At 69.9% G+C, this 26,565-nt stretch carries 31 protein-coding genes, 1 tRNA gene and 1 riboswitch; of the genes, 15 read left to right on the forward strand and 17 right to left on the reverse strand.

The window, feature by feature from the left end; all coding sequences use genetic code 11:
• Nucleotides 1-7 precede the first annotated feature (7 nt).
• Together ACFVX4_RS04410 and ACFVX4_RS04415 are read left to right on the forward strand one after the other, a co-directional pair.
• Complete coding sequence (locus ACFVX4_RS04410) at nucleotides 8-931, forward strand: hypothetical protein (protein ID WP_389971779.1); 924 nt, start codon at nucleotides 8-10, stop codon at nucleotides 929-931.
• A gap of 100 nt (nucleotides 932-1,031) precedes the next feature.
• Nucleotides 1,032-1,511, forward strand: coding sequence for a GNAT family N-acetyltransferase (locus tag ACFVX4_RS04415; RefSeq protein ID WP_389971781.1), 480 nt, complete (start codon nucleotides 1,032-1,034; stop codon nucleotides 1,509-1,511).
• A gap of 75 nt (nucleotides 1,512-1,586) precedes the next feature.
• On the opposite strand, the gene cpt is transcribed toward ACFVX4_RS04415, so the two are convergent.
• Complete coding sequence (cpt, locus tag ACFVX4_RS04420; protein ID WP_389972108.1) at nucleotides 1,587-2,108, reverse strand: chloramphenicol phosphotransferase CPT; 522 nt, start codon at nucleotides 2,106-2,108, stop codon at nucleotides 1,587-1,589.
• Between the two features lie 346 nt (nucleotides 2,109-2,454).
• Here cpt and ACFVX4_RS04425 point away from each other — a divergent pair, with 346 nt between their 5' ends.
• On the forward strand, nucleotides 2,455-2,802 hold the full coding sequence (locus ACFVX4_RS04425; RefSeq protein ID WP_389971783.1) for a hypothetical protein: 348 nt from the start codon (nucleotides 2,455-2,457) through the stop codon (nucleotides 2,800-2,802).
• Nucleotides 2,803-2,934: 132 nt separating this feature from the next.
• Nucleotides 2,935-3,492: an NADPH-dependent FMN reductase gene (locus ACFVX4_RS04430; RefSeq protein ID WP_389971785.1), complete on the forward strand. Its 558-nt coding sequence runs from the start codon at nucleotides 2,935-2,937 to the stop codon at nucleotides 3,490-3,492.
• A 3-nt stretch (nucleotides 3,493-3,495) separates the two neighbouring features.
• On the opposite strand, the gene ACFVX4_RS04435 is transcribed toward ACFVX4_RS04430, so the two are convergent.
• The gene (locus ACFVX4_RS04435; RefSeq protein ID WP_389971787.1) at nucleotides 3,496-3,663 is read right to left on the reverse strand and encodes an alpha/beta fold hydrolase; all 168 of its coding nucleotides are present in this window, start codon (nucleotides 3,661-3,663) and stop codon (nucleotides 3,496-3,498) included.
• A 51-nt stretch (nucleotides 3,664-3,714) separates the two neighbouring features.
• Here ACFVX4_RS04435 and ACFVX4_RS04440 point away from each other — a divergent pair, with 51 nt between their 5' ends.
• Entirely contained in the window at nucleotides 3,715-4,287 is a 573-nt protein-coding gene (locus tag ACFVX4_RS04440; protein ID WP_389971789.1) for a MepB family protein, read from the forward strand.
• Nucleotides 4,288-4,320: 33 nt separating this feature from the next.
• Here the strand turns inward: ACFVX4_RS04440 and ACFVX4_RS04445 are convergent, their stop codons facing one another.
• Both ACFVX4_RS04445 and ACFVX4_RS04450 read right to left on the reverse strand, forming a co-directional pair.
• Nucleotides 4,321-4,905 (reverse strand): TetR family transcriptional regulator, encoded by a 585-nt coding sequence (locus ACFVX4_RS04445; protein WP_389971791.1) that lies wholly within the window; start codon nucleotides 4,903-4,905, stop codon nucleotides 4,321-4,323.
• Nucleotides 4,902-6,404 carry an MFS transporter gene (locus ACFVX4_RS04450; RefSeq protein ID WP_389971793.1) on the reverse strand — a complete coding sequence of 501 codons (1,503 nt, stop codon included), beginning with the start codon at nucleotides 6,402-6,404 and terminating at the stop codon, nucleotides 4,902-4,904. The genes ACFVX4_RS04445 and ACFVX4_RS04450 overlap by 4 nt, the downstream gene beginning before the upstream one ends.
• A gap of 194 nt (nucleotides 6,405-6,598) precedes the next feature.
• Here ACFVX4_RS04450 and ACFVX4_RS04455 point away from each other — a divergent pair, with 194 nt between their 5' ends.
• Complete coding sequence (locus ACFVX4_RS04455) at nucleotides 6,599-6,901, forward strand: hypothetical protein (RefSeq protein ID WP_389971795.1); 303 nt, start codon at nucleotides 6,599-6,601, stop codon at nucleotides 6,899-6,901.
• A 123-nt stretch (nucleotides 6,902-7,024) separates the two neighbouring features.
• Here ACFVX4_RS04455 and ACFVX4_RS04460 read toward each other — a convergent pair whose 3' ends face one another.
• Nucleotides 7,025-8,455 carry a DUF445 domain-containing protein gene (locus ACFVX4_RS04460; protein WP_389971797.1) on the reverse strand — a complete coding sequence of 477 codons (1,431 nt, stop codon included), beginning with the start codon at nucleotides 8,453-8,455 and terminating at the stop codon, nucleotides 7,025-7,027.
• Nucleotides 8,456-8,552: 97 nt separating this feature from the next.
• Between ACFVX4_RS04460 and ACFVX4_RS04465 the strand changes: the two genes are divergently transcribed.
• Nucleotides 8,553-9,803 (forward strand): SGNH/GDSL hydrolase family protein, encoded by a 1,251-nt coding sequence (locus ACFVX4_RS04465; RefSeq protein ID WP_389971799.1) that lies wholly within the window; start codon nucleotides 8,553-8,555, stop codon nucleotides 9,801-9,803.
• Between the two features lie 15 nt (nucleotides 9,804-9,818).
• Here ACFVX4_RS04465 and ACFVX4_RS04470 read toward each other — a convergent pair whose 3' ends face one another.
• From ACFVX4_RS04470 to ACFVX4_RS04485, 4 genes are all read right to left on the reverse strand, one after another.
• Nucleotides 9,819-10,535, reverse strand: coding sequence for a DUF1707 domain-containing protein (locus tag ACFVX4_RS04470; RefSeq protein WP_389971801.1), 717 nt, complete (start codon nucleotides 10,533-10,535; stop codon nucleotides 9,819-9,821).
• A 107-nt stretch (nucleotides 10,536-10,642) separates the two neighbouring features.
• Nucleotides 10,643-11,629, reverse strand: coding sequence for an ATP-binding cassette domain-containing protein (locus ACFVX4_RS04475; RefSeq protein ID WP_389971803.1), 987 nt, complete (start codon nucleotides 11,627-11,629; stop codon nucleotides 10,643-10,645).
• A gap of 32 nt (nucleotides 11,630-11,661) precedes the next feature.
• Nucleotides 11,662-12,540, reverse strand: a complete 879-nt coding sequence (locus tag ACFVX4_RS04480) for an ABC transporter permease (protein WP_389972110.1) — start codon at nucleotides 12,538-12,540, stop codon at nucleotides 11,662-11,664.
• Between the two features lie 19 nt (nucleotides 12,541-12,559).
• A complete protein-coding gene (locus ACFVX4_RS04485; protein ID WP_389971805.1) occupies nucleotides 12,560-13,360 on the reverse strand; it encodes an ABC transporter permease in 801 nt (266 codons plus the stop codon).
• A gap of 178 nt (nucleotides 13,361-13,538) precedes the next feature.
• Here ACFVX4_RS04485 and ACFVX4_RS04490 point away from each other — a divergent pair, with 178 nt between their 5' ends.
• A complete protein-coding gene (locus ACFVX4_RS04490; protein ID WP_389971807.1) occupies nucleotides 13,539-16,055 on the forward strand; it encodes a transglycosylase domain-containing protein in 2,517 nt (838 codons plus the stop codon).
• Here the strand turns inward: ACFVX4_RS04490 and ACFVX4_RS04495 are convergent.
• The 3 genes from ACFVX4_RS04495 to ACFVX4_RS04505 form a co-directional block, all read right to left on the reverse strand.
• Nucleotides 16,049-16,369, reverse strand: coding sequence for a multidrug efflux SMR transporter (locus ACFVX4_RS04495; protein ID WP_329818232.1), 321 nt, complete (start codon nucleotides 16,367-16,369; stop codon nucleotides 16,049-16,051). The two genes, ACFVX4_RS04490 and ACFVX4_RS04495, sit on opposite strands and share 7 nt — an antisense overlap.
• Before the next feature lie 39 nt (nucleotides 16,370-16,408).
• A riboswitch (guanidine-III (ykkC-III) riboswitch) is annotated at nucleotides 16,409-16,473 on the reverse strand.
• Nucleotides 16,474-16,529: 56 nt separating this feature from the next.
• The gene (locus ACFVX4_RS04500) at nucleotides 16,530-16,868 is read right to left on the reverse strand and encodes a co-chaperone GroES (protein ID WP_030923137.1); all 339 of its coding nucleotides are present in this window, start codon (nucleotides 16,866-16,868) and stop codon (nucleotides 16,530-16,532) included.
• Nucleotides 16,869-16,929: 61 nt separating this feature from the next.
• Nucleotides 16,930-17,250 carry a DUF3618 domain-containing protein gene (locus ACFVX4_RS04505; protein ID WP_389971811.1) on the reverse strand — a complete coding sequence of 107 codons (321 nt, stop codon included), beginning with the start codon at nucleotides 17,248-17,250 and terminating at the stop codon, nucleotides 16,930-16,932.
• Nucleotides 17,251-17,378: 128 nt separating this feature from the next.
• On the opposite strand from ACFVX4_RS04505, the gene bcp reads away from it, so the two are divergent.
• The 4 genes from bcp to ACFVX4_RS04525 all read left to right on the forward strand — a co-directional run bounded on the left by bcp (nucleotide 17,379) and on the right by ACFVX4_RS04525 (nucleotide 19,559).
• On the forward strand, nucleotides 17,379-17,846 hold the full coding sequence (gene bcp, locus ACFVX4_RS04510; RefSeq protein WP_389971813.1) for a thioredoxin-dependent thiol peroxidase: 468 nt from the start codon (nucleotides 17,379-17,381) through the stop codon (nucleotides 17,844-17,846).
• A gap of 162 nt (nucleotides 17,847-18,008) precedes the next feature.
• Complete coding sequence (locus tag ACFVX4_RS04515) at nucleotides 18,009-18,635, forward strand: HNH endonuclease (protein WP_389971815.1); 627 nt, start codon at nucleotides 18,009-18,011, stop codon at nucleotides 18,633-18,635.
• Nucleotides 18,632-19,471, forward strand: a complete 840-nt coding sequence (locus tag ACFVX4_RS04520; protein WP_389971817.1) for an HNH endonuclease signature motif containing protein — start codon at nucleotides 18,632-18,634, stop codon at nucleotides 19,469-19,471. The genes ACFVX4_RS04515 and ACFVX4_RS04520 overlap by 4 nt, the downstream gene beginning before the upstream one ends.
• Before the next feature lie 12 nt (nucleotides 19,472-19,483).
• Nucleotides 19,484-19,559, forward strand: a tRNA-Leu gene (locus tag ACFVX4_RS04525).
• A gap of 53 nt (nucleotides 19,560-19,612) precedes the next feature.
• On the opposite strand, the gene rdgB is transcribed toward ACFVX4_RS04525, so the two are convergent.
• The 4 genes from rdgB to ACFVX4_RS04545 form a co-directional block, all read right to left on the reverse strand.
• Nucleotides 19,613-20,215 (reverse strand): RdgB/HAM1 family non-canonical purine NTP pyrophosphatase, encoded by a 603-nt coding sequence (gene rdgB / locus ACFVX4_RS04530; protein WP_389971819.1) that lies wholly within the window; start codon nucleotides 20,213-20,215, stop codon nucleotides 19,613-19,615.
• 21 nt (nucleotides 20,216-20,236) lie between these two features.
• Nucleotides 20,237-20,629, reverse strand: coding sequence for a hypothetical protein (locus ACFVX4_RS04535; protein ID WP_389971821.1), 393 nt, complete (start codon nucleotides 20,627-20,629; stop codon nucleotides 20,237-20,239).
• A 102-nt stretch (nucleotides 20,630-20,731) separates the two neighbouring features.
• Nucleotides 20,732-21,469, reverse strand: coding sequence for a ribonuclease PH (gene rph, locus ACFVX4_RS04540; protein ID WP_389971823.1), 738 nt, complete (start codon nucleotides 21,467-21,469; stop codon nucleotides 20,732-20,734).
• Between the two features lie 151 nt (nucleotides 21,470-21,620).
• Nucleotides 21,621-21,854 (reverse strand): glucose PTS transporter subunit EIIB, encoded by a 234-nt coding sequence (locus ACFVX4_RS04545; protein ID WP_014156020.1) that lies wholly within the window; start codon nucleotides 21,852-21,854, stop codon nucleotides 21,621-21,623.
• 222 nt (nucleotides 21,855-22,076) lie between these two features.
• On the opposite strand from ACFVX4_RS04545, the gene ACFVX4_RS04550 reads away from it, so the two are divergent.
• A complete protein-coding gene (locus ACFVX4_RS04550) occupies nucleotides 22,077-23,387 on the forward strand; it encodes a PTS transporter subunit EIIC (RefSeq protein WP_389971825.1) in 1,311 nt (436 codons plus the stop codon).
• A 269-nt stretch (nucleotides 23,388-23,656) separates the two neighbouring features.
• Entirely contained in the window at nucleotides 23,657-24,922 is a 1,266-nt protein-coding gene (locus tag ACFVX4_RS04555; protein WP_266418705.1) for a PTS transporter subunit EIIC, read from the forward strand.
• Between the two features lie 75 nt (nucleotides 24,923-24,997).
• Here ACFVX4_RS04555 and ACFVX4_RS04560 read toward each other — a convergent pair whose 3' ends face one another.
• A complete protein-coding gene (locus tag ACFVX4_RS04560; protein ID WP_389971828.1) occupies nucleotides 24,998-25,750 on the reverse strand; it encodes an MBL fold metallo-hydrolase in 753 nt (250 codons plus the stop codon).
• 177 nt (nucleotides 25,751-25,927) lie between these two features.
• Between ACFVX4_RS04560 and ACFVX4_RS04565 the strand changes: the two genes are divergently transcribed.
• A complete protein-coding gene (locus tag ACFVX4_RS04565; RefSeq protein ID WP_389971830.1) occupies nucleotides 25,928-26,443 on the forward strand; it encodes a type II toxin-antitoxin system PemK/MazF family toxin in 516 nt (171 codons plus the stop codon).
• Nucleotides 26,444-26,565: the final 122 nt, after the last annotated feature.

Here is a 26,565-nt window from a genome sequence, read left to right on the forward strand (position 1 = left end):
CGACAACATGACCTCCGAGACCAACACACTGGTCACCATCGATGCCACAACTGCCTTGCTGGAGGCGGAACTTCCTCGCCTGGAGCAGCACCAGCAGACTCTGGAGAAGGAACTCGCGACCGTCACCGAACGCCTGGAGTCGGTACGGACCGCGCTGACGGCACTGCGTGCGCTGTCGGCCGCCCCCGCTCCCGCCCCGGCTCCCTCCGCGAGCGCCAACGCGGTGGCGGAGACGGAGGCGAACGTGACGGAGTCGGGTGAGGCCGACGACGCCAAGGCCGGGACGGCGAGCGTTCCCGCCCCCAGGATCCCGCAGCAGGCGCAGGCCTCCATCGGCTCCACCGACTCCGCCGACCAGGCAGAGGCCCCGCAGGAGCAGGCGGAGGACCCCGCGCGCCGGGCCGCCCGCAAGGCGCCCGCCGCACCCAAGGGCCGCAAGCAGGCTGCCGCCAAGCCGCGGGCCCAGCGCGGCCAGGCCAAGAAGGCCGTCGCCGCCAAGCCCGCCGAGGACGTCAAGGACGCCAAGGACAGCAAGGACGCCAAGGACGCGGAGTCCGCCGCGCCCGCCAAGGCGACCAAGACGGTCAAGACGGTCAAGGACAGCAAGCCCGCCGCACCGGCGAAGGCAGCCAAGGCCGCCAAGCCCGCGAAGGCCAGGGTGCCGAAGAAGGCCGCGACCTCCGCGACCTCCGCGGCCGCCGCGGCCTCCGCACCGGCCGTCGACGACAGCGGCAGCCTCACCGAGCTGGCCATGAAGGTGCTCGCGGCATCCGGCGACACCCCCGTCCGGGCCCGTGACGTGACGAAGGCCCTGGGTCGCGAGCTCACCCCGAACGGCATCAACACCGTTCGCAGCACCCTCGACCGACTCGTCGCCACCTCCCGGGCCCACCGCGCCGGCCGGGGCCTCTACCAGGCCCCCGCGAACTAACCTCTGTCACAAGGGAGTTCGCTGGATGCCCGGTTCCGCCAACTCGGCGGCACCGGGCATCCGTTCGATGCGGCAGGGCGCCGGTCTGTAGGTTGCCCGCATGCCTTCATCACTGCGCCTGGAAAAGGTCACGTCGGACAACGTCGAGGCCGCCTGCCAACTGAACGTACGCCCCGACCAGGACGGCCTCGTGAAGCCGGTCGCCTGGTCGCTGGCTCAGGCCTACGCGACCCCCGACATCGCCTGGCCCCGGCTGATCTTCGACGGCGAGCAGCTCGTCGGCTTCGTCATGGCCTTCTTCGATGTCCGGTTCTACCCGGACGACCCGAACGACACCAGGCTGCGCTCCGGCCTCTGGCGGCTGAACATCGCCGCCGATCAGCAGGGACAGGGATACGGCCGCTTCGCCGTGGCGGCGGTGTGCGAGGAGATCCGGCGGCGGGGGCAGACGCGTGCGACCGTGAGCTGGGTCCCCGGTGAGCACGGGCCCGAGCAGTTCTACCTCAGGCTCGGGTTCCGGCCGACCGGGGAGACGAGCGGGGATCAGGTCGTCGGTGAGCTGGAGCTCGGCGACGCGTAATGGCGTGACGTGCAGTGCCGTGGCCGGAAACGATCATTGGGGCGGCGGATGGTACGGCGGTGGGACCGCGCCCCGTCAACCGATGTGGGCTGCGATGATCCGCGCGCACTCCATGGACTCGCTCCGCGTCGTGTCCACCTCGACGTCGTAGGTCACACCCTGGTGGACCACGTCCGCCTGCGAGACCGCCATGCCGGGGACGCGGTCACCCCGCGCCACCTCACGGGCTGCGGCGACGGCGCTCTCGCACCGGACGCCCACCCACAGCACCGGGAGCCCGCCGAGCGCCTTCTGCCACCGCTGCTGGGAGGCCGCGCCGCCGAGGAAGACCTCGTCGACGATGACCCCGGCTCCCGCACGGGCCATCGTGACGACCCCCTCGATCCATGCCGTCTCCAACGTACGGAACTCGGGGCCGACGATCACCTCGCCGTCCGGAGCGAACTCGATGCCCGCATCCGACGTACGCATGGACGCGGGCATCGCCTCGACCAGTGTGTCCACCCCGAAGGTCAGCCACGGATCCGGCAACACCGCCTGCAGACACCGGGCGATCCCGGACTTCCCGGAGCTGGAGCCACCGTTGAGCACGATCATCTGTGTCTTCACCGGGCCAAACTAGCCAACAGCGCTGTCCCTGTAGTGGCCCCGGCATCCCCTCGGCATCGGGGGCGTTCGCTGCGACGCCAGCTCGGTGCGCGACCAAAACACAGCGTCGGCCTTCACAACCACAACGGGTCATGCAGGCCGACGTCACGTTCTGCCCCCGGTAATTCGCCAACGGTGTCGTCAACACACTGGGACCGGCTCATGACCCGCATGGCCGCTGACAGAACCGATTCAGCAGATCTCGTCCGGGTGACGGAACCCCACTCTGGACAGTAACCGCAGGTCAACGGCACAGACTTGGGGAGTTTCCGATCCCCGCACAAGGAGTTCCCCCATGCGTCTTCGTTCCACCGTTGCTGCCGCCTTCGGCGCGCTCGCGCTCATTCTCGCCGTGCCGACCTCGGCCGGCGCGGCCACCGGAGACTTCACGTACACCTACACCGGCCTCGACGGCTCGCCGCGGGTCGGCTTCCTCGTCGACCCGCCGAGCCGGATGTGCATCACCCTGCCCGAGGTGGCCGACCCCGCTTCGACGAACCCCGCCCACACCCCCTGGAACTTCACCGACTCCAGCGCGACGGTCTTCTCCGGCCCCGACTGCGAGGGCGACTACTTCACCCTCCGGCCCAACGGCGGCCACGCGTCCAGCCGGCTGAAGCTCCGCTCGGTCGTCTTCAGCTGATCCCACCGCACCGCGCGACCACCACCCCGGTACGAGCCCGCCCCGCGCTCGTACCGGGGTGGCGTCGTATGCGGGGATGCAGGAAGGGGGAACGGAGGGAATGGGGCCCGATCGTCGCAGGTTGACCCGGGTATGCCGACGTCACCTGTGATCCTCCTGCTGTCCGGAAGCCTGCGCAGCGGTTCCTCCAACGAGACCGTGCTGCGCACCGCGCGGGCCGTGGCGCCCGCAGAGGTGCGGACCGTTCTCTACGGCGGCCTCGCGGCGCTCCCGCACTTCAACCCCGATGACGATGCCGATCCGCTGCCGGGTCCGGTGGTGGAGCTGCGTGCGGCGATCGGCGAGGCGGATGCCGTTCTGGTCTGTACGCCGGAGTACGCGGGGACCCTGCCGGGGGCGTTCAAGAACCTGCTGGACTGGACGGTCGGCGGTACCGAGATCTGCGACAAGCCGACCGCCTGGGTGAACGCCGCGGCTCCCGGCCGCGGCCAGGGCGCCGAGGCCACGCTGCGTACGGTGCTCGGCTACACCGGTGCGGACATCGTGGAGCCGGCCTGCGTACGGATGCCCGTGGACCGGAACGCGGTCGGCCCGGACGGGGTCATCACCGATCCGGGCGCCCGTGAGCAGCTCGGGCATGTGCTCGCACTGCTGACGGAACGGGCCGCGGAGGTCCAGCGGGACGGGTAGAGGTCACTCGACCGCGTCGGGGAGAAGTTCCATGACCGGCGGCTCGTGCGCCACGAGCGTCCGGACCCGGGCCGGGTGCCGTGCGACGAGGGCGAGCCCGGTCACCGCGCCGCCACTGCTGCCGAACACATCGGCGGAGTCGGCCCCGAGCGCGTCGACGATCGCCGCCACGTCGCCCGCCCACGGCTCGACGACGGGACAGCCGCTGACAGAATGGGCGAAATGGCAACACCTCCTGAACCCTCGCCCGATGCCCGAACCGAGCCCTGGCCCGACCCCTGGCCGTACGGCGAGCCCCTTCACCCCGACCTCCTCGCGGCGAAGGCGCTGGTCTACGACCCGAGCGGATTCGTGTGCACGCGACCGGTGCCCGAAGCGGAGAGCACCGAGTACGGGGCACATTCCTTCACCGTGGACGGCTCCGCCGTCAGGTTCCGGGTGGCCCGGACCACCCCGACGAAGGCCGGCCAGTTCGTGACGGTGTGGAAGCGGTCCGCGGAGGGCCCGATCCGGCCCTACGACTCCGGCGACCCGGTCGACCTCTTCGTCATCAGCACCCGCGACGCCGGCGGCTTCGGGCAGTTCGTGTTCCCCCGTGACGTGCTCGGCGAGCGGGACATCGTGTCGAGGAACGGTTCCGGCGGGAAGCGCGCGTTCCGCGTCTATCCGCCGTGGGTGACGACGCCCAATCGCCAGGCCGGCCGTACGCAGGAGTGGCAGGTGGAGTACTTCCTGCCGGTCCGCGAGGGCGAGGCGGCCGACGCGGTCCGGTGCCGGGCGCTCTACCGCCCGTGACGACACCCGCCGGTCCAGCGGTAGTCCTCCGCGTCACCCGTCGATCAGGGACTGCAGCGCGGGCGCGTACAGGTCCGCGAGGTGTTCGGGGGTGGCGTCCGCGCCGGCGCCCTCGCGGTGGAGGCTGAGGGTGGCGCCGAGGCCGAGGAGGTGGCCGGCGATCAGCTCGGCGCGCAGGGCGCGTTCGCGGCCGGGGAGGCGGGCGGTGAGGGCGTCGGTGACCTGTTCCTGGAAGCGGTCGCGCAGCAGGGAGCGTTCGTCACGGTTGCCGAGCGAGAAGACGACGCGCAGCAATGGGTCGGACTGCAGTTCGCGGCGGCGGCTCACCAGCGTCACCACCATGTGGCGGCCCAGGACACCGAGCGGCGCGTCGAAGAGCTCCGCGGCGGCGGGGCCGAAGTCGGCGACGGTGTTGAAGAGTTCCTCCTTGCGGCCGAAGTGCTTGACCACCAGGGACGGGCTCACTCCGGCGTCGGCCGCGATCCCCCTGATGGTGACCTCGGCGTACGGGCGCTGGGTGAACGCCCGGCGGGCCGCGCGCAGGATCGCGTCCCGGCCGGTGCCCGGATCGGCACCGGGCCGGGCCGGAGCCGGTGCGGTGGCCTGGCCGCTGGTCATGCGCCCTCCTGGATCGGCATCGTCCGCACACCGTCCTTCCGGTCGCCCGGGACGTCGCGGTTCCCTTCGACCGTACCCGTCGCGGGTGTACGGCTGCCCGGCAGGAACAGGGTGACCAGCAGTGCCGCGAGGGCGGCGCCCGCCGCGATCAGGAAGACCAGCTGGTACGCGTGGAGCGTCGGGGCCGTTCTGCCGCCCACCCGGAAGGTGATGTTGGCGAGGACCGCGGCCACCGTCGCGCTGCAGAAGGCCTGTCCGATCGACCGCATCAGTGTGTTGAGGCCGTTGGCCGCGCCCGTCTCGCTGACCGGGACGCCGCGCATGACCAGCGCGGGCAGTGCCGAGTACGCGATGGCCGTGCCCGAGGCGACGACCGTCGCACCGGCGATGATCAGCCAGAGGTTGTGGCTGGTGAAGTAACGCACCACGTAACCGGTGGCGATCACCCCGGCCGCCAGCGCCAGGCTGACCTTCGGGCCGTATTTCGCGGAGATCCGCGCCGAGACCGGTGAGAGCGCCACCATCATCACGCCGCCCGGCAGCAGGCAGAGGCCGCTGACGACGAGCGAGGCGCCCAGCCCGTAGCCCGTCTCCTTCGGCTCCTGCACCATCTGCGCGGTGACCAGGGAGTTCGCGTAGAAGGCGAAACCGATCAGCAGGGCGGCGATGTTGGTGAACAGCACCGCCGGGCGGGCCGAGACCCGCAGGTCGACCATGGGCGACCCCACCCGGAGCTCGTACGCGCCCCAGACCAGCGCCACGACGACGGCCGCCACCAGCAGACCGACCGTCCGGGCCGAGGACCAGCCCCAGTCGGCGCCCTGGGTGACCGCGAGCAGCAGACAGACCAGGGCCCCGGACAGGCCCAGCGCGCCGAGGGCGTCGAAGCGGCCACGGGTGCGCAGCGGCGATTCCGGTACGCACCACAGCACCAGCACGATGTCGATGACACCGATCGCACCCGAGACCCAGAACATCGTGTGCCAGTCGAAGTTCTCGACGACGAGGGCCGCGACCGGCAGCCCGACCGCCGCGCCGATGCCGAGCGTCGAGCTCATCAGCGCCACGGCGGACAGCACCCGCTCGGGCGGGAGTTCGTCGCGCAGGATGCTGATGCCCAGCGGCAGGACGGCGAGCGCCGCACCCTGCAGGGCGCGGCCGGTGATCAGCACCCCGATGTGGGAACTGACCGCGCACAGGACCGAACCCACCACCAGCACCATGAGCGAGGCGACGAGCACCCGCCGCTTGCCGTACATGTCACCGACCCGGCCCAGGACGGGCGTGAAGACGGCGCCGGTGAGCAGGGTGACGGTGACCAGCCAGCTCGCGGCGGCCGGGCTCGCGCCGGTGAGGGCCGGGATGTGCGGGAGCAGCGGGACGACGATCGTCTGCATCACCGCGACCACGACACCGCAGAACGCCAGTACACCGACGGCGAAGCGCGGGTGCGGGGCCTCTTCGGGGACGGTGGTCGGGGCGGGTATGTCCGCGGGCATGGCTCTCCGTACGGTGCTCGGCGGCAAGGGCGTCGTGCGGGGCGCGAGGGTGCGGCGCGGGGGTGCACGCGCGTTCACCCCAGGGTAAACGCTTGTGCACCCCCTCGGCGACCGGAATCCCCGGCGCCGCGTTAGCCTCGAAGACCCGGGCTCCGGGCCCGGACAACACGGACGAGAAGGCGAAGGTGGCTGCGATGGCGAAGGTTCCGGCAGCGGCAGTGGCGGCGAGCGGGCTGGTCGGCGGGTACGCCGTGGCGCGGTGGACCAGGAAGCGGCCGCTGGGCGGGGTCGCCCTCGCCGCCGCGGGCACCGTCGCCGCGTACGAGTGGAACCGGCAGGCCGGGCCGCGCGCGGCCGTCGGGCTGACCGCGGCGTACGTCGCCGCGTTCGCCGGTTCGCACCCGCTGGCCAAGAAGGTCGGCGCCTGGCCCGCCGTCTTCGCCGTGGCGGGCAGCATGGCCGCCGCGTCGTGGGCGGTCACCCGCCGGGCCGCCTGAGAGCCTGTACGAAAGTACGCGAAACACGTACGGAAGTACGCAAAACATGTACGTGAGTACGGAGAAGGGCGGGGGCTCCGAAAGCCCCCGCCCCTTTCTGTCCGTCCGTCGGCCCTGGCCGCGCTACGCCCCCAGTGCCCACGACACCGTGTAGATCAGCAGCCCCGCCAGGGCGCCCACCACCGTGCCGTTGATCCGGATGAACTGCAGGTCGCGGCCGATGTGCGCCTCGATCTTCTTCGACGTCTGATCCGCGTCCCAGCTCGCGACCGTGTCACTGATCAGCGAGGTGATCTCCGCGCGGTAGGTCGTGACGACGTAGACCGCGGCGTCCTCCAGCCAGCCGTCCAGCTTCGCCTGGAGCCGGTCGTCCGACGCCAGCCGCGCCCCCAGCGCCATCAGTGAGGCCCGCGCCCGCAGCCGCAGCTCGCTCTGCTCGTCCTCCGCCGCCGCGATGATCATCGTGCGTACGGACGACCAGGCCGAGGCGATGACCTCCTGGACCTCGCCACGTCCCAGGATCTCCGACTTCAGCCGCTCGACCCGGGCCCGGGTGTCCGAGTCCGTCTGGAGGTCGGCCGCGAAGTCCGTCAGGAACGTGTCGATCGAAGCGCGCGCCGGGTGTCCCGGCATGTCCCGCATCTCCGTGACGAACCGCAGCAGCTCCTTGTAGACCCGCTCGCCCACCCGCTTGTCGACGAACCGCGGCGTCCAGCCGGGGGCCCCGCCCTGCACCGCGTCCATCACCGAATCGCCGTGCAGCACCAGCCAGTCGTGGGCGCGTACACAGATCAGGTCCACCACCTTGCGGTGGCCCCCGTCGGAGACGATCTTCTCCAGCATCTTGCCGAGACCCGGCCCGATCTCCACCGCGTTCGCCCGCCGGGTGATCGCCTCACCCACCACGGCCTGCACATCGGAATCCCGCAGCACCCTCAGCGCACCGCGCAACGCGGTCGACAGCTCGGCGGTGACCCGGTCCGCGTGCTCCGGCTCGGCCAGCCAGGCACCGAGGCGGCGGCCGACACCGAGCGCGTGGATCCGGCCCCGTACGACATCGCCGGAGAGGAAATTCTCGCCGACGAAGGAACCCAGAGAGGCGCCGAGCTGGTCCTTCTTGGTGGGGATAATGGCGGTGTGCGGGATCGGCAGGCCGAGCGGACGCTTGAACAGCGCCGTGACGGCGAACCAGTCGGCCAGCGCACCCACCATCCCCGCCTCGGCGGCCGCGGCGACGAAGCCCGGCCAGCCGCCCACACCCGCGTTCTTCGCCCAGGTGGCGAGTACGTACACGAGCGCGACCAGCAGAAGGAGGCCCGTGGCCGTGGTCTTCATCCGGCGCACACCGCGCCGCTTCTCCTCGTCGGCCGCGGTGTACGCGAACGAGGCGAGCGGAGCAGGGCGGCCACCGGGTACGGGACGGGGCGCACCCGCCGCCTGCTCCCCGGCACGCTCCTGCTGCCGCGCACCCGGTTCCCCGGGGCCGGTCCGATCGATCCGTTCCATCCGCTCCACCCGTCCGCGTACGCCTCGCCCCCGGTGTCCCGTACGCATTGTCCCTACCTGACCTACTCCCGGGCCGCACGTCGAGTTCCCGATGCCCTGCCCCATCATGGGACAGTCCGATTGATCACGAGGAGAAACACCGCCCATGCCCAGGCGCCAGGGGTACGCCCTGCTCATCGCCCTCGTGGCGGGCACCGCCGCGCTCGCCGCCGCCGTGGCGTTCGTCGGCTCCCTGCTGTTCTCCGGCTCCGGCACCCGGCCGAAGCAGATCACCGCACCCGACCCGCGGTCCGTGGCCCGTACGCCCGCCGCCCCCGCCCACGCCACCGGCCTCTGGGCCGCCACCTGGGCGGCGGCACCCGTCGCCGGGGTGGTCGACTCCTACAACGGCAGCGCCCTGAACCGACGCACCATCCGTAACGTCGTGCACACCAGCATCGGCGGCGACGCGGCCCGCATCACCCTCTCCAATGTCTTCGGCACCCGTCCACTGGTCGTGGACCACGCCACCGTGAGCAGCCGCCCCGTGACCTTCCGGGGCGCCGGCACCGTGACCGTCGCGGCCGGCGGGCAGATCGTCAGCGACCCCGTCGTCGTCCCGGTCGCCGCCGATTCCGACCTCGTGGTCACCCTGCGCACCCCCACCGCCGAGGGGCCCGTCACCATCCACCAGCGCGGCCACCAGACCTCGTACGTGGACACCGCGTGGGGCACCCGGCGGACCGACGGCTGGCGCTACCTCACCGCCGTCGACGTGCACACCACGACCGCCGCCGGAACGATCGCCGTGATCGGCGACTCGCTCACCGCGGGCACCGGCTCCACCCTCGACACGAACAGCCGCTGGCCCGATGTGCTCGCCGACCGGCTGCGCGGCCGGTACGGGGTGGCCAACGCGGGCATCGCGGGCAACCGAATCCTGCGCGACGGGAGCGGCGTACGGGCGAGCGCCCGCTTCGACCGCGACGTACTGGACATCGCCGGAGTGAAGACCGTCGTCATCGCGCTCGGCATCAACGACGTGCAGCAGTCCCCGCAGGAGACCGACCCGCAGCGCATCGCGGACGGCCTGCGGTCCATGACGCAGCGCGCCCACGCGCGCGGACTGCGGGTCGTCGGGGCGACGCTGATGCCGTACGAGGGATTCCGCACCTGGACCCCCGCGCGCGACGACGTACGGGAACGGGTCAATGGGCTGATCCGGGCGGGCGGGATCTTCGACCACGTCATCGACTTCGACGCGGCGGCCCGTGACCCCCACCGCCCGACAAGGCTCCGGACGGCCTACGACAGCGGCGACCATCTCCATCTGAACGACGCCGGCTACCGACTGCTGGGCTCGCTGGTGGACCTGACGGCACTGGTGCCCGACCGGCCCAGGTCCGACCAGCTCTGACCTCCGGGACGCCGGTCAGTCGTCGGACCGGTCCGACGGCCCCCGGCCCTTCTCCAGCCGGCCCCGCCCGCTCCCGCGCTCCTGGTCCAGCTCCCGCAGCCGCGCCAGCTCCGCGTCCCTCAGCCGCTGCTTCTCCGCCTTGCTCCGCTTGCGCTCCACGCCGACGCCGCCCAGCAGCGCGAGCCCGGTGATCCGCACCCGCGGGGAGTCCGGCGACGGGACCCCGTCGTCCTTCGTCCGCTCCCCGAAGCCGCCCAGGATGCCGATGCCCTTGACCTGGACATCCAGCTCCGGCGGAACCGTCACCTGCATACCGCCCATGATCGTGAAACAGCGGATGACCACCTCGCGGTCCTCGAAGTTCGCCTCGCGCAGATCGATCTCACCGCCGCCCCACATCGCGAACGCGGTGAACTTCCGGCCCACCGTCCAGTTCCCCCGGCGGCCGAAGCCGCCCCAGATCGCGAACGCGCCGCCCGACGTGGCGGGCTTGCCGATCCGGTCCGCCCACCGCTTCTGCGATCCGGTCTGCGCCGGAGCCGCCCCCACCGGGGCCACCGCCGCGCCCGGCGCCGGAAGATCCCGCACCAGCGGCTCCAACTCCCCGTGCGTACGCGCCTTGTACGTCGCGTCGAGCCGCTGCTCGAACTCCTCCATCTCCAGCCGACCCTCGGCGACCGCCTCGCGCAGGATCTCGGCGACCCGCTCGCGCTCGGCATCGGAGGCACGCATTTCCGGAAGGTCACTTGTCATACCGCGCAGCCTATTGAACGCCTGCGCCCCCGTCACAGCCCTGCGTGCCCTGCGCGTCCTGCGCGTCCTGCGCGTCCTGCGCGCCCCTACGTGCCGGTGGCCGACTCATACATCTTCGCGATCACGGCCTCGATGTCCGGCTCCCGCACCGACAGGTCGACCAAGGGGTAGTCCGCGGCGATCCGGGCAACCAGCGGAGCGGCCGAGTCCGAGGCCGGGAAAGCCAGCCACTGCCGCGGCCCCTCCACCTTCACCGTACGGACCGAGGGCGCCGACTCCAGCCGGATCGGCGGCAATTGACGCTCCAGGTCGACCACCAGCGTCCGCTCGCTCTCGCCCACCTCATGCAGACCGGCGAGGGCACCGTCATACATCAGACGGCCGTGGTCGATCACCATCACCCGCTTGCAGAGCTGCTCGATGTCCGTCAGATCATGGGTCGTGAGCAGCACCGTCGTGCCGCGCTCGGCGTTCAGGTCCCGCAGGAACCCACGGACCTTGGACTTGGAGACGACATCCAGCCCGATCGTCGGCTCGTCCAGGTACAGCACCTCGGGATCGTGCAGCAGCGCCGCCGCGATGTCGCCACGCATCCGCTGCCCCAACGACAACTGCCGCACCGGAACGTCCAACAGCTCGCCCAGATCGAGGAGTTCGACACAGCGGTCCAGATTCTCCCGGTAGCGCGCGTCGGGAATCCGGTACATCCGGTGCATCAAGCGGTACGAGTCGCGCAGCGGCAGGTCCCACCAGAGCGTGGTGCGCTGGCCGAACACCACACCGATCCGGTGCGCCAGCCTCGTACGCTCCCGGGAAGGATCGATGCCCGCCACCCGCAGCCGGCCGCCGCTCGGGGTGAGGATGCCGGTCAGCATCTTGATCGTGGTCGACTTCCCCGCGCCGTTCGGGCCGATGTAACCGACCATCTCGCCGCGCGCGACACGGAAGCTGATCGAGTCGACCGCCCGCACCCGGCGGCGTTCACTGCGCATGAAACCGGTCTTGCGACGCACGTCGAAGACCTTCTCCACATTGTCGAGTTCGATGAATCCGGTGGGGGTTCCCGCGTCCATGTCCGATGCCCTGCCTCGTTCGATGTTGTGGATCAACTTCCGGTGCTGCGGTACGCGCGCAGGCCCGAGCGCCAGGCCAGACCGGCGAGCAGCCAGCACAGACCCGCCACCACCGGGGGCAGGAACGCCACCCAGTCCGGCAGCCCCAGCGGGTACTCCCGGCCCAGCACGTACAGCGCGGGCAGCCAGTTCGCGAAGGCCAGCGGCACCACGAACGTCACGCCGCGCACCAGGTCCTTCGCGAAGACCGACGGCGGGTACTGGAGCAGCGTGTTCCCGCCGTACGTGAAGGAGTTCTGCACCTGCGCGGCGTCCTGCGCGACGAACTGGAACCCTCCCCCGGCCACGAACAGCGCCCCGAAGATCGCCGCCCCGCTCAGCAGCATCATCGGCACCATCGCCACCTTCAGCGGCGTCCATCCGATGTCCAGCGTCACCAGCGCGTACCCCAGCACCAACACCCCCTGGAGCACACGCCCCAGCCTGCGCAACGCGAACCGGTCCGCCGCCACCTGGGCGAGCACCGGGGCCGGCCGTACCAGCAGGGTGTCCAGCGTGCCGTCGCGCACCCGCCGGCCCAGCCGGTCCATCGAGCCCAGCACCAGGTCGGCGAGGCCGAACGCGGTACCCGACACCCCGTACAGCAGAGCGATCTCGGGCAGTGTGTAGCCGCCCAACTCGTCCACGTGCGAGAACATCAGCAGGATCGTGACGAAGTCGAAGGCGGTCGCCGCGAAGTTCCCGAACGCCGTCATGGCGAACGAGGCACGGTACGCCATCGTCGAGCGCAGCCACATCATCACGATCAGCCCGTACGCCCGGACACCCTCGACGAGCCTCGACCGTTCGGCGAACACCGCCTCGGGCCAGTCCGCGGGCCGGCCACCGGACGCGTCCGCCGCCCCGGCCACCTCCACCGCACCGGTCGTGTCAGCCACCCTGGACCACCACCCTCCTCGTCGCCACCGACTGCACCATCCGCCCCACCAGCAGCAGCGCCAGCGCCCAGCCCGCCTGGAAGGCGTACGCCCGCACCAGCTCCCACCCCGGGTACTTGCCGAGGAACACATCGGCCGGCACCTGGAGCAACGACGACCACGGCAGCGCCCGCGCCACGTCGCCCAGCACCCCGGGGAACAGCGTCAGCGGGAGCAGCATCCCGGAGAAGAACATCCCGGCCAGCCAGGCCATCTGCGCCGTCCCCGCCCCGTCCAGCAGCCAGAACGCGGAGAGCGCCACCAGATAGCGGATCGCGAAACTCACCACGACGCCGAGCGCCACCGAGACGAGGAAGGCCACCCACACCCCCGGCGACGACGGCAGCGCCAGATCGAAGGCGAGCGATCCCACCAGCATCGGCACGATGCCGCGCCCCAGCAGATGGAACGCGGCACGGCCCAGATCGCCTGCGAGCCACCACAGTTGGAGATCCACGGGCCGGTAGAGATCGACCGCGATGTCGCCGGTGCGGATCCGCTCGATCAGCTCGTCCTCGAAGCCGCCGCCCATCATGGAACAGGTCATCAGCAGCGCCTGCCCCAGCCAGACGTAGCTGAGCGCCTGAGACATGTCGTAGCCGCCGAGCTGCGGGCGCTCGTCCCACAACGCCACGTAGGTGTACGCCAGGATGAACCCGAAGACGGTATTGGTGAACACTCCCGCCGCCGTGGCGGTCCGGTAGGTGGCGTAGCGCCGGAACCCTCCCGCCGCCACCACCGCGTACAGCCGCACCGCATGCACCCCCTCGCCGGGTGCCCAACGGCTTTGGACACCAAAGCGCAAGACCCTAGTTCAACGGGACGGCCGCCGCGACCGCTTTTCGGGGTGCGATTCGGGGTCGATCCGGTGCTTATTCCGCAGAAAAGGGCACTATGGGGGAACTGACCGCGGCCGAGGAGTCTGCACGGACATGAGCGACGAGCCACAGCAGCCGAGCGGGGAACACGAACCCCGGAGCTGGGCCCCGAGGGACCCTGCTGCCCACGGCGCCGCCGGGGCGCCCGGCAGTACGGGCGGCGATGGCGGAGCGTCCGGCGGTACGGGCGGCGATGGCGGGACGCCCGGCGAAGACGGAGCATCCGGCGGTACGGGCAACGGGAACGGCAAGGCGAAGAAGCCCAAGCGCCCCAAGCGCACCGGATGGCGCCGCGCCGTCCCCACCTGGCGGATGGTCCTCGGCGCCGTCCTCCTCGTCGCCGCGCTCCTGATCGGCGGCTTCATCGCCGGATACGAACTCGTCGACATCCCGGCCGCCAACACCAGCGCCACCGCACAGTCCAACGTCTACCTCTACAAGGACGGCAGCGTCCTCGCCCGCTCCGGCGAGGTCAACCGGGAGAACGTCAAGCTGGCCCAGGTGCCGCTGACCGTCCAGCGCGCCGTCCTCGCCGCGGAGGACCGCGACTTCTACTCCGAACGGGCCGTCGACCTCAAGGCCATGGCCCGCGCGGCCTTCAACACGCTCACCGGCAAGGGCAAGCAGGGCGGCTCGACGATCACCCAGCAGTACGTCAAGAACTACTACCTCGGCCAGGAACAGACCGTCATCCGCAAGATCAAGGAGTTCTTCATCGCGGTCAAGCTCAACCGCGAGGAGTCCAAGAGCCAGATCTTCGAGGGCTACCTCAACACCAGCTACTTCGGCCGCAACGCCTACGGCATCCAGGCCGCCGCCCAGGCCTACTACTCCAAGGACATCGGCGACATCACCACCGCCGAGGGCGCCTACCTCGCCTCCCTGCTCAACGCCCCCAGCGCGTACGACATCGTCGTCCACCCCGAGAACAAGGCCGCGGCCCTCGGACGCTGGAACTACGTACTCGACGGCATGGTCAAGGAGAAGTGGCTCGGCGCCGGCGAACGCGCCGCGATGAAGTTCCCCGTACCCGGCAAGGTCAAGCCGTCCACCGGGCTCTCCGGACAGCGCGGCTACCTCGTCCAGGCCGTCGAGGACTACCTCACCGGCAACGACGTCATCGACGAGAACACCCTCGCCACCGGCGGCTACCGCATCACCACCACCCTGGAGAAGAAGAAGCAGGACGCACTCGTCGCGGCCGTCGACGACAACGTCATGTCCCACACCAGCCCCGACCGCACGGCCGACCGCAACGTCCGCGTCGGCGGCGCCTCCATCGACCCCGGCACCGGCCGGGTCATCGCCATGTACGGCGGCATCGACTACACCAAGCAGTACGTGAACAACGCGACCCGCCGCGACTACCAGGTCGGCTCCACCTTCAAACCCTTCGTCTTCACCTCCGCCGTCGCCAACCGCTCCACCACCCAGGACGGCCGGCGCATCACCCCCAACACCATCTACGACGGCACCAACAAGCGCATGGTCCAGGGCCCCGACGGACCCACCGGGTACGCCCCCGCCAACGAGGACGACATCAGCTACGGGCCCATCACCGTCTCCACCGCCACGGACAAGTCCGTCAACGCCGTCTACGCCCAGATGGCCGAGGACGTCGGCCCCGGCAAGGTCAAGCAGACCGCCATCGACCTCGGCCTCCCGAAGAACACCCCCGACCTCACCGCGTACCCGTCCAACGCACTCGGCGTCTCCACCGCCAGCGTCCTCGACATGACCGAGGCGTACGCCACCCTCGCCAACCACGGCCGACACCGCGCGTACACCCTCGTCGACCGGATCAGCAAGAACGGCGAGGACCTCAAGCTCCCCGACAGCGGGCACACCGAGCAGGCGGTCAGCCGCGAAGCCGCCGACACCACGACCGCGATCCTCCAGAGCGTCGTGGAGAACGGCTCCGGCATCGCCGCCCAGGGCGCGGGACGCCCCGCCGCGGGCAAGACCGGCACCGCCGAGGAGGACAAAGCCGCCTGGTTCGCCGGCTACACCCCCGACCTCACCACCGTCATCGCCGTCATGGGCCAGGACCCCGAGACCGGCGTACAGAAACCGCTGTACGGAGCACTCGGACTCGCCCGCATCAACGGCAGCGGCGCACCCGCCCAGGCCTGGGCCCAGTACACCGAGGCCGCCCTGCGCTCCACCACGGCCACGAACTTCGACCTCGAACTCGAACGCGGCGCCGAGGAATCCACCCCGCCCACCGACGGGGAAACCAGCCCCGAGAACACCGGAACGCCCTCCGAAACCACCTCCAGCACCCCGCCCAGCAGCCCCGGAAGCACCCCGCCCGGCAGCCCGTCGACCCCCGGAAGCAGCGAACCGGCCACCAGCGGCACGGAGACCGGCAGCCCGGTCGGCGGCACGACGGACCACGGCGGCGCGCAGAACGGCGGCGGTGACAACGGCGACCCCCGCGGCGGCGACAACGGCGGGGGCGCGGGCGCGGGCGCGGGCGCGGGCGGGAACAACGTCGGCGGGAACGGCATCGGCGGGAACGACAACGCACTCCTCCCCGGCACCCGGGGCACCCCGGCCCCGCGTCAGTGACCCGAGGTCGCCTTCAGCCCCACGACGGCGACCAGCAACAGACAGACGAAGAAGATCCGGGCGGCGGTCACCGGCTCGTTCAGCACCACCATGCCCAGAATCGCCGCACCGGCCGCACCGATACCGACCCACACGCCGTACGCCGTACCGATCGGCAGCGTCCTGGCCGCATGGGACAGCATCACCATGCTCGCCACGATCCCGAGGCCGGTGAACACGCTCGGCCACAACCGGGTGAACCCCTCGGTGTACTTCATCCCGATCGACCAGGCCACTTCCAGCAGACCGGCGACAACGAGCAGAACCCAGGCCATGACGGCACCTCCGACGAGACAGAACACGCGAACAACACGGGTGCGTCGTCTTTTCGAAGCCCGGTACGGCGCGTCTCGTCGGGGTCACCCCACCGTAGCAAAGAACATGCAAAAGGCCTGGTGACACCGGTCACCAGGCCCCACTCACCACTACTGCCGTCTACAGATACAACCCGGTCGAATCCACCGACCCCTCGAACCGGTCCGCCGCCACCGCATGCAGGTCGCGCTCGCGCATCAGCACGTACGCCACACCGCGCACCTCGACCTCCGCACGATCCTCGGGGTCGTACAGCACCCGGTCGCCCGGCTCCACCGTCCGCACGTTCTGACCCACCGCGACCACCACGGCCCAGGCCAGCCGGCGGCCGACCGCGGCCGTCGCCGGAATCAGGATGCCGCCACCGGAACGCCGCTCGCCCTCGGGCGTATCGGACCGGACCAGCACGCGGTCGTGCAGCATGCGGATGGGCAGTTTGTCGTCGGTGTTCTCGCTCACGCCCCGCAACCTACCTGCCCACCGCAGCCACGCACCCCTCCGGGGTGCACGGGCCGCGGCATCAGCTCTTCCGGCGCCGCTTCGACGCCACGACCAGACCCACGACACCCACCGCGAACAGCGCCGCCGGAATCACCCGCTCCAGCCGCGGGGCCCCGTCCTCGGACACGAACTGTGCCCTCACGTCCGACACCGCCCGGTTCACCGCGACGAAAGCCCGCCCGGCCGTCCGGTCCACGGCCTCGGCGGCCTTGGCCTTCACATCACCCATGATCGTATCCGGGTGCACCCGCACCCCGATCTCATCGAGCACCACCGCAAGCTGCTCGCGCCTGCTGATGATGTCCGCCTCGATCTGCGCAGGGGTCCTGGCATCCGACACTGCGCCGCCTCCGTGGTCCTCGTCCGGTAAACCTTCATCGACAGTCTGTCAGCTCGACCGTCCGCGCACCCGGCGGCACCCCTATTACGCTCGGTCCCGTACACCCCACGTGCCACCTGAGGAGAACCATGAGCGAGCGACTCCAGCCCGGCGACACCGCCCCCGCCTTCACTCTCCCCGACGCCGACGGCAACGAGATCTCGCTCGCCGACCACAAGGGCCGCAAGGTCATCGTCTACTTCTACCCGGCCGCCCTCACCCCCGGCTGCACCAAGCAGGCCTGCGACTTCACCGACAACCTGGAGCTGCTCGCCGGTGCCGGATACGACGTCATCGGCGTCTCCCCCGACAAGCCCGAGAAGCTCGCCAAGTTCCGCGAGCAGGAAAACCTCAAGGTCACCCTGGTCGGCGACCCGTCCAAGGAGACCCTTGAGGCATACGGCGCCTTCGGCGAGAAGAAGCTCTACGGCAAAACGGTGACGGGCGTCATCCGCTCCACGATCGTCGTGGACGAGGAGGGCAAGGTCGAGCGCGCCCTCTACAACGTCAAGGCCACCGGCCACGTAGCCAAGATCATCAAGGACCTCGGCATCTGACCCGACCGTCGCCCGGCCCCCGGAATGCCCTGTGCCGCTTCGGCCTCGACCGAAGCGGCACAGGGCATTCCACATCTTGTCGGATATCGGACGTGACACTCCGATAAATGGCTCGTTGATCCGTACGAGGCCACGAACACGCGGCCGGATACGGAGGGGAACGTGGCGGTTCGATACACCCGCGAGTTACTCGAAGAGGCGGCGCGGGAGACCACGAACGCGAACGATGCGGTCCGCTGGTGCGGGGGAACACCGACGCCGGGGAGCCGGAGCTATCTGCGGAGCAAGATGGCCGAGGCGGGGGTGGATATCTCGCACTTCACTGACACAAGGGTGCGCCACACCGAAGAGATACTGCGTGAACTCGTCGCCCGCTCCAAGAGCGTGGCCGAAGTAGTACGCAGACTGGGCATCAGCCCTGTGGGCGGCAATCAGGCGCACATCAGCCGCCGCATAGCGGCGCTTCGCATCGATACATCACATTTCTTGCGTACGCCTCCGCGCAGGCCCAAAGGGGCCCTGGGGAACCCACTGATTCTCGGCTCCCCGTCGGACGGCAGGACCCCCGGCGGACGGCTGCGTCGCGAACTGATCCGCAATGGGGTTGAGGATTCCTGTGCCGCGTGCGGCAACGAAGGAGAATGGCTGGGCCAACCGCTCCGGCTCGAAGTGGATCACATAAACGGCGATTGGTGGGACAATCGTCCGGAGAACATCCAGCTCCTCTGCCCCAACTGCCATGCGGCGACTGACACTTATCGCGGTCGCAAACGCAGGAGGTCAGCATGAGCGACCAGAACAAATACCCTCGCGACCTGCTCGAACGGGCCGCGGCCACGGCGACCAGCCTCGTCGACGTCCTGCGCCGCCTTGATGCGCCACTGGGTAGCAGGTCGCTCCGTTACGTGCGCGACCGGCTCAAGCACTACGGCATCGACACGTCCCACTTCGCCGAGGAGGCCCTGCCGAACCGAGAGCGGCACGCGTACCCGAAGGAGCTTCTCGCCGAAGCAGCCGCCCACTCGCACAGCATCCGGGAAATGTTCGAGTACATGGGTCTGGCCCCAAGCGACAGTCCCTACGGCTACCTGCGCAGAAAGATTGACCGTCTCGACATCGACACCTCCCACTTCACCAGCGGCCGAAGGTACGGAACGCCTTCCACCCCACGCCACGAACTTGCGACCGCCGTCGCCGCGTCCCGCAGCCTGGCCGGCGCCCTGAGGGCCCTGGGCCAGGTCGACAACGGTGGCGCTCGCGCCCGACTGAAGCGGGACATCAAGGCATACGGTCTGTCGACCGCTCACTTCTCCGGTCAAAGCCACTGCCGTGGCACGCGCTCCCCATATCGCAAGCCCTCAGCCGAGATCCTTCGGCGCCTGGAATCCGGAGCGTCCCGAACGAGCACGGCACTCCTGCGAAGAGCACTCGACGACATCGAGGTTCCTCGCAGATGTGCAAGATGCGGAACCGGTGAGACATGGCGAGGGAACCGCCTCGTTCTGGAGATCGACCACATCAACGGCGATCGGCTCGACAACCGCCTGGAGAACCTCCGGTACTTGTGCCCGTCCTGCCACAGCCAGACCGAAACCTTCTCGAAGCGACGCAGCGTCGCACAGTAGAGTGGGGCCGATGGGTCCGTACCCCAGCTGGCCTAGAGGGCGCCGGTTTAGGTCCGGTGTGTCGTGGGTTCGAGTCCCACCGGGCCCACAGGTAGAGAGTGGCCGTCACCTTCGCTCCGAAGGTGACGGCCATTCTCCGTCTCACCCCACCAGCTCCCGCACCACCGGCACCAGTGCCCGGAACGCCTTGCCCCGGTGGCTGATCGCGTTCTTCTCCGCCGGGGTCAGTTCCGCGCAGGTGCGGGTGTCGCCCTCGGGCTGGAGGATCGGGTCGTAGCCGAAGCCGTTCGTGCCGGACGGGGTGTGGCGCAGGGTGCCCGTCAGACGGCCCTCGACCACGCGTTCCGTGCCGTCGGGCAGGGCGAGGGCGGCCGCGCAGGCGAAGTGGGCGCCGCGGTGGGCCGCGTCGATGTCGGAGAGCTGGGCCAGGAGCAGGTCCAGGTTGGCCTTGTCGTCGCCATGGGTGCCGGCCCAGCGGGCGGAGAAGATGCCGGGGGCGCCGCCGAGCACGTCCACGCAGAGGCCGGAGTCGTCGGCGACGGCGGGGAGGCCGGTGGCCTTGGCGAGGGCGTGGGCCTTGAGCAGGGCGTTCTCGGCGAAGGTGACGCCGGTCTCCTTGACGTCGGGGACGTGGGGGTACGCGTCCGCGCCGACGAGCTCATGGGTGAGGCCGGCGTCGGCGAGGATCGCGTGGAGTTCGGTGATCTTCCCGGCATTGCGGGTGGCGAGGATGAGGCGGGTCATGTCACCCAGTATCGGGGGTGGTCAGGGCGTGCAGACCTTGCCGATTTCCGCGGCGGCGTCGGTGACCGGGGTGATGTCGGGGGTGGCGTCGCCCTTGTCGATGGAGTCGCGGACGTTGCCGACGCCCGTCCGGAGGTCGTCGACGGCCTTGCCGAGGTCGGCGTTGTCGGTCTTGTCGCCGAGGTCGCCGAGGTCCTTCTCGATCTCGTCGAGGGCTTCGGAGGCCTGTGTGGGGTCGCTGGTGGCGTTGGAGACCGCCTGCTGGAGGTTGTCGACGCTGGTGGCGATGGCGTCGGCGGTGCGGACACAGTCCAGCGCCTTGTCGACGGCGCCGCAGCCGGACGCGGCGGTGAGGGCGAGGGCGGTCAGGGTCAGCGCGACGGTGATGCGGCGATGGCGGGCGGCCTTGGCCATGGTGCGGTTCCTCCCCGGATGCGGATACGCGGACGGGCGCACGGTTCGACCCGTGCGCCCGTGTTCGTAACGACGCGCTGTGGTGCGTACTTGGTTGCTTCTTTACTCGCCGAGGGTGTGGGCGAGGGCCTCGTGCTGGATGGCGGTCAGGTCCGCGCAACCGGCCGTGGCGAGGTCGAGGAGGGCGCCCAGTTCCTTGCGGTCGAAGGGGGTGGCCTCGGCGGTGCCCTGGACCTCGACGAAGCGGCCGTCGCCGGTGCAGACGACGTTCATGTCGGTCTCGGCGCGGACGTCCTCCTCGTAGCAGAGGTCGAGGAGGGGGGTGCCGTCGACGATGCCGACGCTGATCGCGGAGACGGTGTCGGTCAGCGGCTTGCGGCCGTGCTTGACGATCTTCTTGTGCTGGGCCCAGGTGACGGCGTCGGCGAGGGCGACGTAGGCGCCGGTGATGGCGGCGGTGCGGGTGCCGCCGTCGGCCTGGAGGACGTCGCAGTCGAGGACGATGGTGTTCTCGCCGAGCGCCTTGTAGTCGATGACCGCGCGCAGGGAGCGGCCGATGAGGCGGCTGATCTCGTGGGTGCGGCCGCCGATCTTGCCGCGGACGGATTCGCGGTCGCCGCGGGTGTTGGTGGAGCGGGGCAGCATGGAGTATTCGGCGGTGACCCAGCCTTCGCCGCTGCCCTTGCGCCAGCGGGGGACGCCTTCGGTGACGGAGGCGGTGCAGAAGACCTTGGTGTCGCCGAAGGAGATGAGTACGGAGCCTTCGGCGTGCTTGCTCCATCCGCGTTCGATGGTGACGGGGCGGAGCTGTTCGGGGGTGCGGCCGTCGATACGAGACATGGCGTCGACTTTATCGGGTGCGGGGGTGGCGTCCGTTCGGGTGCGTGGCGGTCCCGGTCCGCCGCCGTCCGGGTGCGGCGCAGGCCCCGTCCGGGTGGGCGGGGCCTGTACGGTGCCGAGCGGTCGGCTCAGCGGGGGGTCCGGCGGCCGGTCACATCATGTCTTCGATGTCGGCGGCGATGGGGTCGGCGTCGGTGCCGATGACGACCTGGATCGCGGTGCCCATCTTCACGACTCCGTGGGCTCCGGCGGCCTTGAGCGCGGCTTCGTCGACCTTGCTCGGGTCGTGGACCTCGGTGCGGAGGCGGGTGATGCAGCCTTCGATCTCGTCGATGTTCTCGATACCGCCGAGCCCGGCGACGATCTTCTCAGCCTTGCTGGCCATGGCCTTCTCCCTGGTTCTTCACATGCGTGCGACGGCCCACCCTGGGTCCGTTTCGTCACCGTAACGCACGTTTGGCCCAGCTTCGCGAGCGGGTGGCCGGACCGTCCCCAATGATGACGATCACCGGCGCCCTGTCTTCCAGCCGGGTTACGCACCGTACCTCAATTGGTCTACACCAGTCTGCAACGACCGCCGAACGCACCGTGTTCCGGGAGGATGCCGATGAGCTCAAGCAGCGCCGCAGTGCCACAGAAGACGTGGTGGAACGGCCTCTTCCAGGGCCTCCAGAAGATGGGCCGCAGCCTCCAGCTCCCGATCGCCGTGCTGCCGGCCGCCGGCATTCTCAACCGGTTGGGCCAGCCGGACGTATTCGGCGACGAGGGCCTGGGCTGGAACAACATCGCCAAGGTGTTCGCGGCCGCGGGCGGTGCGTTGCTCGACTCGGGCCTCGGCCTTCCGCTGCTGTTCTGCATCGGTGTCGCGATCGGCATGGCGAAGAAGTCGGACGGCTCGACCGCGCTCGCCGCGGTGGCCGGCTTCCTCGTCTATTACGCGGTGCTGCACGCCTTCCCGGTGGACTGCGCCCCGGGTTCGACGTTCACCTCGGGCGGCACCTGGTTCGGCACCTGCGTGACCGGCGACGCCAAGGTCACGGCCGCCGAGTACCAGAACCCCGGCGTGTTCGGCGGCATCGTGATGGGCCTGCTGTCCGCCTGGTTCTGGCAGCGGTATCACCGGGTCAAGCTGGTGGACTGGCTGGGCTTCTTCAACGGCCGCCGGCTGGTCCCGATCATCATGGCCTTCGTCGGCCTCCTCTTCGCGGGCCTGTGCGCCTGGCTGTGGCAGCCGATCGGTGACGGCCTGACCAGCTTCTCCAAGTGGCTGGTGGACCTGGACTGGGTGGGCTCCGGCATCTTCGGTCTCGCCAACCGCGCGTTGCTGGTCATCGGCCTCCACCAGTTCCTGAACACGTTCGTCTGGTTCCAGTTCGGCGACTTCACCAAGCCGGACGGCACGGTCGTGCACGGTGACATCAACCGCTTCCTGGCGGGCGACCCGACGGCCGGCCAGTTCACCTCGGGCTTCTTCCCGATCATGATGTTCGCCCTCCCCGCGGCGGCGCTGGCGATCTACCACTGCGCCAAGCCGCATCGCCGCAAGGCGGTCGGCGGCATGATGCTCTCGGTCGGCCTGACGTCGTTCGTGACGGGCATCACCGAGCCGATCGAGTACTCGTTCCTCTTCGTCGCGCCCCTGCTGTACGGCATCCACGCGGTGCTCACCGGTGTCTCGATGGCGGTGACATGGGCACTCGGGGTCAAGGACGGCTTCAGTTTCTCGGCGGGTCTGATCGACTACGTCATCAACTGGAGCCTGGCGACCAAACCCTGGCTGATCATTCCGATCGGCCTGGTATTCGCGGCCGTGTACTACGTGATCTTCCGGTTCGCGATCACCAAATTCAATCTCCAGACGCCGGGCCGCGAGCCCGACGAACTGGAGGAGGAGATCGAGAGGAACCTCACGAAATAGCACGTCGGACGGGTATTCGGCCCGTCCTGAGCAGTCCCTCGAAGGCCCTCGGACCCACGCGGTCCAGGGGCCTTCGGCATGTCACCGAGCGTGTGTGATAGCTCATGCGAAGTAATCGGAATTTGCAGGTTCCTTATCTGTAGCTCACCGTGTTAAAACTGGTCTACACCACTGAGTGGTCCAGACCACGTGGCGTTCTGCCGCGTTTCTCGAGTCGCCGCCTCCCCCCTCAACGACCTGGGCGGCGCCTTGCCCCATGGAGGAAGTTGATGTCCACGGCAGACACCGCACCCGCGGTCACCAAGAAGAAGGGTGCCGGCGTGATGTCGGTCATGCAGCGCATCGGCCGCAGCCTCATGCTGCCGGTCGCGGTGCTGCCGGCGGCCGCGCTCCTGGTGCGTCTCGGCCACGACGACATGCTCGGCAGGGCCTCGTTCCCGGACTTCGTCACCAAGATCGCGAGCTTCATGGACGCGGGTGGCAACGCGATCCTCGACAACATGGCGCTGCTGTTCGCCGTCGGCATCGCGATCGGCTTCGCCAAGAAGTCGGACGGTTCGACCGCACTCGCGGCCGTCACCGGCTACCTGGTCTTCCAGAAGGTGCTCGCCACCTTCACCGACAGCAACCTTCCGCAGGTCGCGACGGTGGTCGACGGCAAGATAGTCATGACGGACGCCCCCGTGGACGCCAAGGTCCTCGGTGGTGTGGTGATGGGCATCGTCGTCGCGCTGCTCTACCAGAAGTTCTACCGGACGAAGCTGCCCGCCTGGGCGGGCTTCTTCGGCGGCCGCCGCCTGGTCCCGATCCTCTCCGCCTTCGCGGGTCTGGTCATCGGCGTCGTCTTCGGTTACATCTGGCCGGTGCTCGGCACCGGGCTGCACAACTTCGGCGAGTGGCTGGTCGGTTCCGGCGCGGTCGGCGCGGGCATCTTCGGTGTCGCCAACCGTGCGCTGATCCCCGTCGGCATGCACCACCTGCTGAACTCGTTCCCGTGGTTCCAGGCCGGTGAGTACCACGGCAAGAGCGGCGACATCAACCGCTTCCTGGCCGGTGACCCGACGGCCGGACAGTTCATGACCGGCTTCTTCCCGATCATGATGTTCGCCCTCCCGGCCGCGTGCCTCGCGATCGTGCACTGCGCCCGTCCGGAGCGCCGCAAGGTCGTCGGCGGCATGATGTTCTCGCTCGCGCTCACCGCGTTCGTGACCGGTGTCACCGAGCCGATCGAGTTCACGTTCATGTTCATCGCCCCGGTGCTGTACGCGATCCACGCGGTACTCACCGGTGTTTCCATGGCCCTCACCTGGGGGCTCGGCATGAAGGACGGCTTCGGCTTCTCCGCGGGTGCCGTCGACTTCTTCCTGAACCTCGGCATCGCGAGCAAACCGTGGTTGCTGGTGCTGGTCGGCCTCTGCTTCGCGGTGGTCTACTACGCGGTCTTCCGCTTCGCGATCACCAAGTTCAACCTGCCCACTCCGGGCCGTGAGTCCGACGAGGAGCTCGCCGAGCTCCTCAAGGCCGAGGCGAAGTAACCCTCGCCCACCGCACGACGAAGCCCTCATCTCCCACGGCGGGAGGTGAGGGCTTCATCGTGCGGCCGAAAGACCCTAGATCTCGTACACCGCTCCCGGCACCGCTACCTCCGCCGGTCCGTGGAAGACCGTGCGGGCGTCGGCCAGGTTGCGGTCGGCGTCGGTCCACGGCGGGATGTGGGTCAGGACGAGGCGCCCCACTCCGGCGCGGGCGGCGGTCTCGCCCGCCTCGCGGCCGTTGAGGTGGAGGTCCGGGATGTCCTCCTTGCCATCGATGAACGATGCTTCACACAGGAACAGGTCGACGCCCTCGGCGAGTTCGTCCAGGGCCTCGCAGATCCCCGTGTCACCGGAGTACGCCAGCGAGCGGCCGCCGTGCTCGATCCGGATCGCGAAGGTCTCGACGGGGTGGCAGACCTTCTCCGTACGGACCGAGAAGGGGCCGATCTCGAACGATCCCGGCTTCAGCGTGTGGAAGTCGAAGACCTCGCTCATCGCGTGCTCGGACGGTGTGTCGGCGTGGGCGGTGGTCAGCCGCTGCTCGGTGCCGTCGGGCCCGTAGACCGGGAGGGGGGCGGGACGGCCCCCGTCGTGCCGGTAGTAGCGGACGACGAAGTACGCGCACATGTCGATGCAGTGATCGGCATGGAGGTGGCTGAGGAAGATGGCGTCGAGGTCGTAGAGACCGACATGGCGCTGCAGCTCGCCGAGGGCGCCGTTGCCCATGTCGAGGAGCAGCCTGAAGCCGTCGGCCTCTACGAGGTAGCTCGAACACGCTGATCCCGCGGACGGGAACGAGCCGGAGCAGCCGACGACGGTGAGCTTCATGGAGCGTGAACCTCCGAGACGTGGGAACGGGGAGGGTTCGTGCGGTCTGTTGAGCGGTTTGTCGAGCGTAAGGCGCGAAACAGCCGGTCGCTCCTCCATGGCCGTCCGTTGTGGGGGAACTCACCTGCTCTGTCACCGGTTCGATGGAAGCGGTGGTGACGCCGGTACGGTCGGGACATGGACATGTCCTGGTGGTGGATCGCGCTCGTTCTTGTGGTGCTGCTCGCGCTCGTCGCGGCGGTCGCCGATGGGCGGGGGCGGGGCGGGCGCGGGCCTCGTGGGCGTTCCCGCAGGTCGGCGGGTACGGCGGGTGCGCGCTCCGGTGGGCGTCCGGGTGGGCGGACCCGCCCGCCGGCGGGGCCCGGACGCGGGCCGGGGCCGGAGCGGAGGCCGCGGTCGGGCGAGATCTGGTGGGCCGAGGTGCCGTACGAGGACGGGCCCGGGGCGAAGGACCGGCCGTGCCTGGTGCTGTCGGTGCGGGGCGACTCGGCGCTGGTCGCGAAGATCACCAGCAAGCGTCACGAGGACCGGCCCGGGGTGATCGCGCTGCCTGCGGGGACGGTGGGGGATGCGCAGGGGCGGGCGAGTTTCCTGGAGACGGACGAGCTGCGGGAGGTCGCCGTACATGGGTTCCGGCGACGGGTGGGGGTCGTGGACGCGGCGGTGTGGGAGCGGGTGCGGGGGCTCGGATGAGGTGGGGCGGGGTGGGCTCGGGGGGGGGGGGGGGGTGGCCGCACCCCGGGGCCCTTCCGGCCCCCCCCCCCCCACAAGGCCCGGGGCCCCCACCCCAAACTTGCCACGTCCACCTCCCACGG

Source organism: Streptomyces sp. NPDC058240 (assembly GCF_042882135.1).
In the GTDB taxonomy this organism is placed as follows: domain Bacteria; phylum Actinomycetota; class Actinomycetes; order Streptomycetales; family Streptomycetaceae; genus Streptomyces.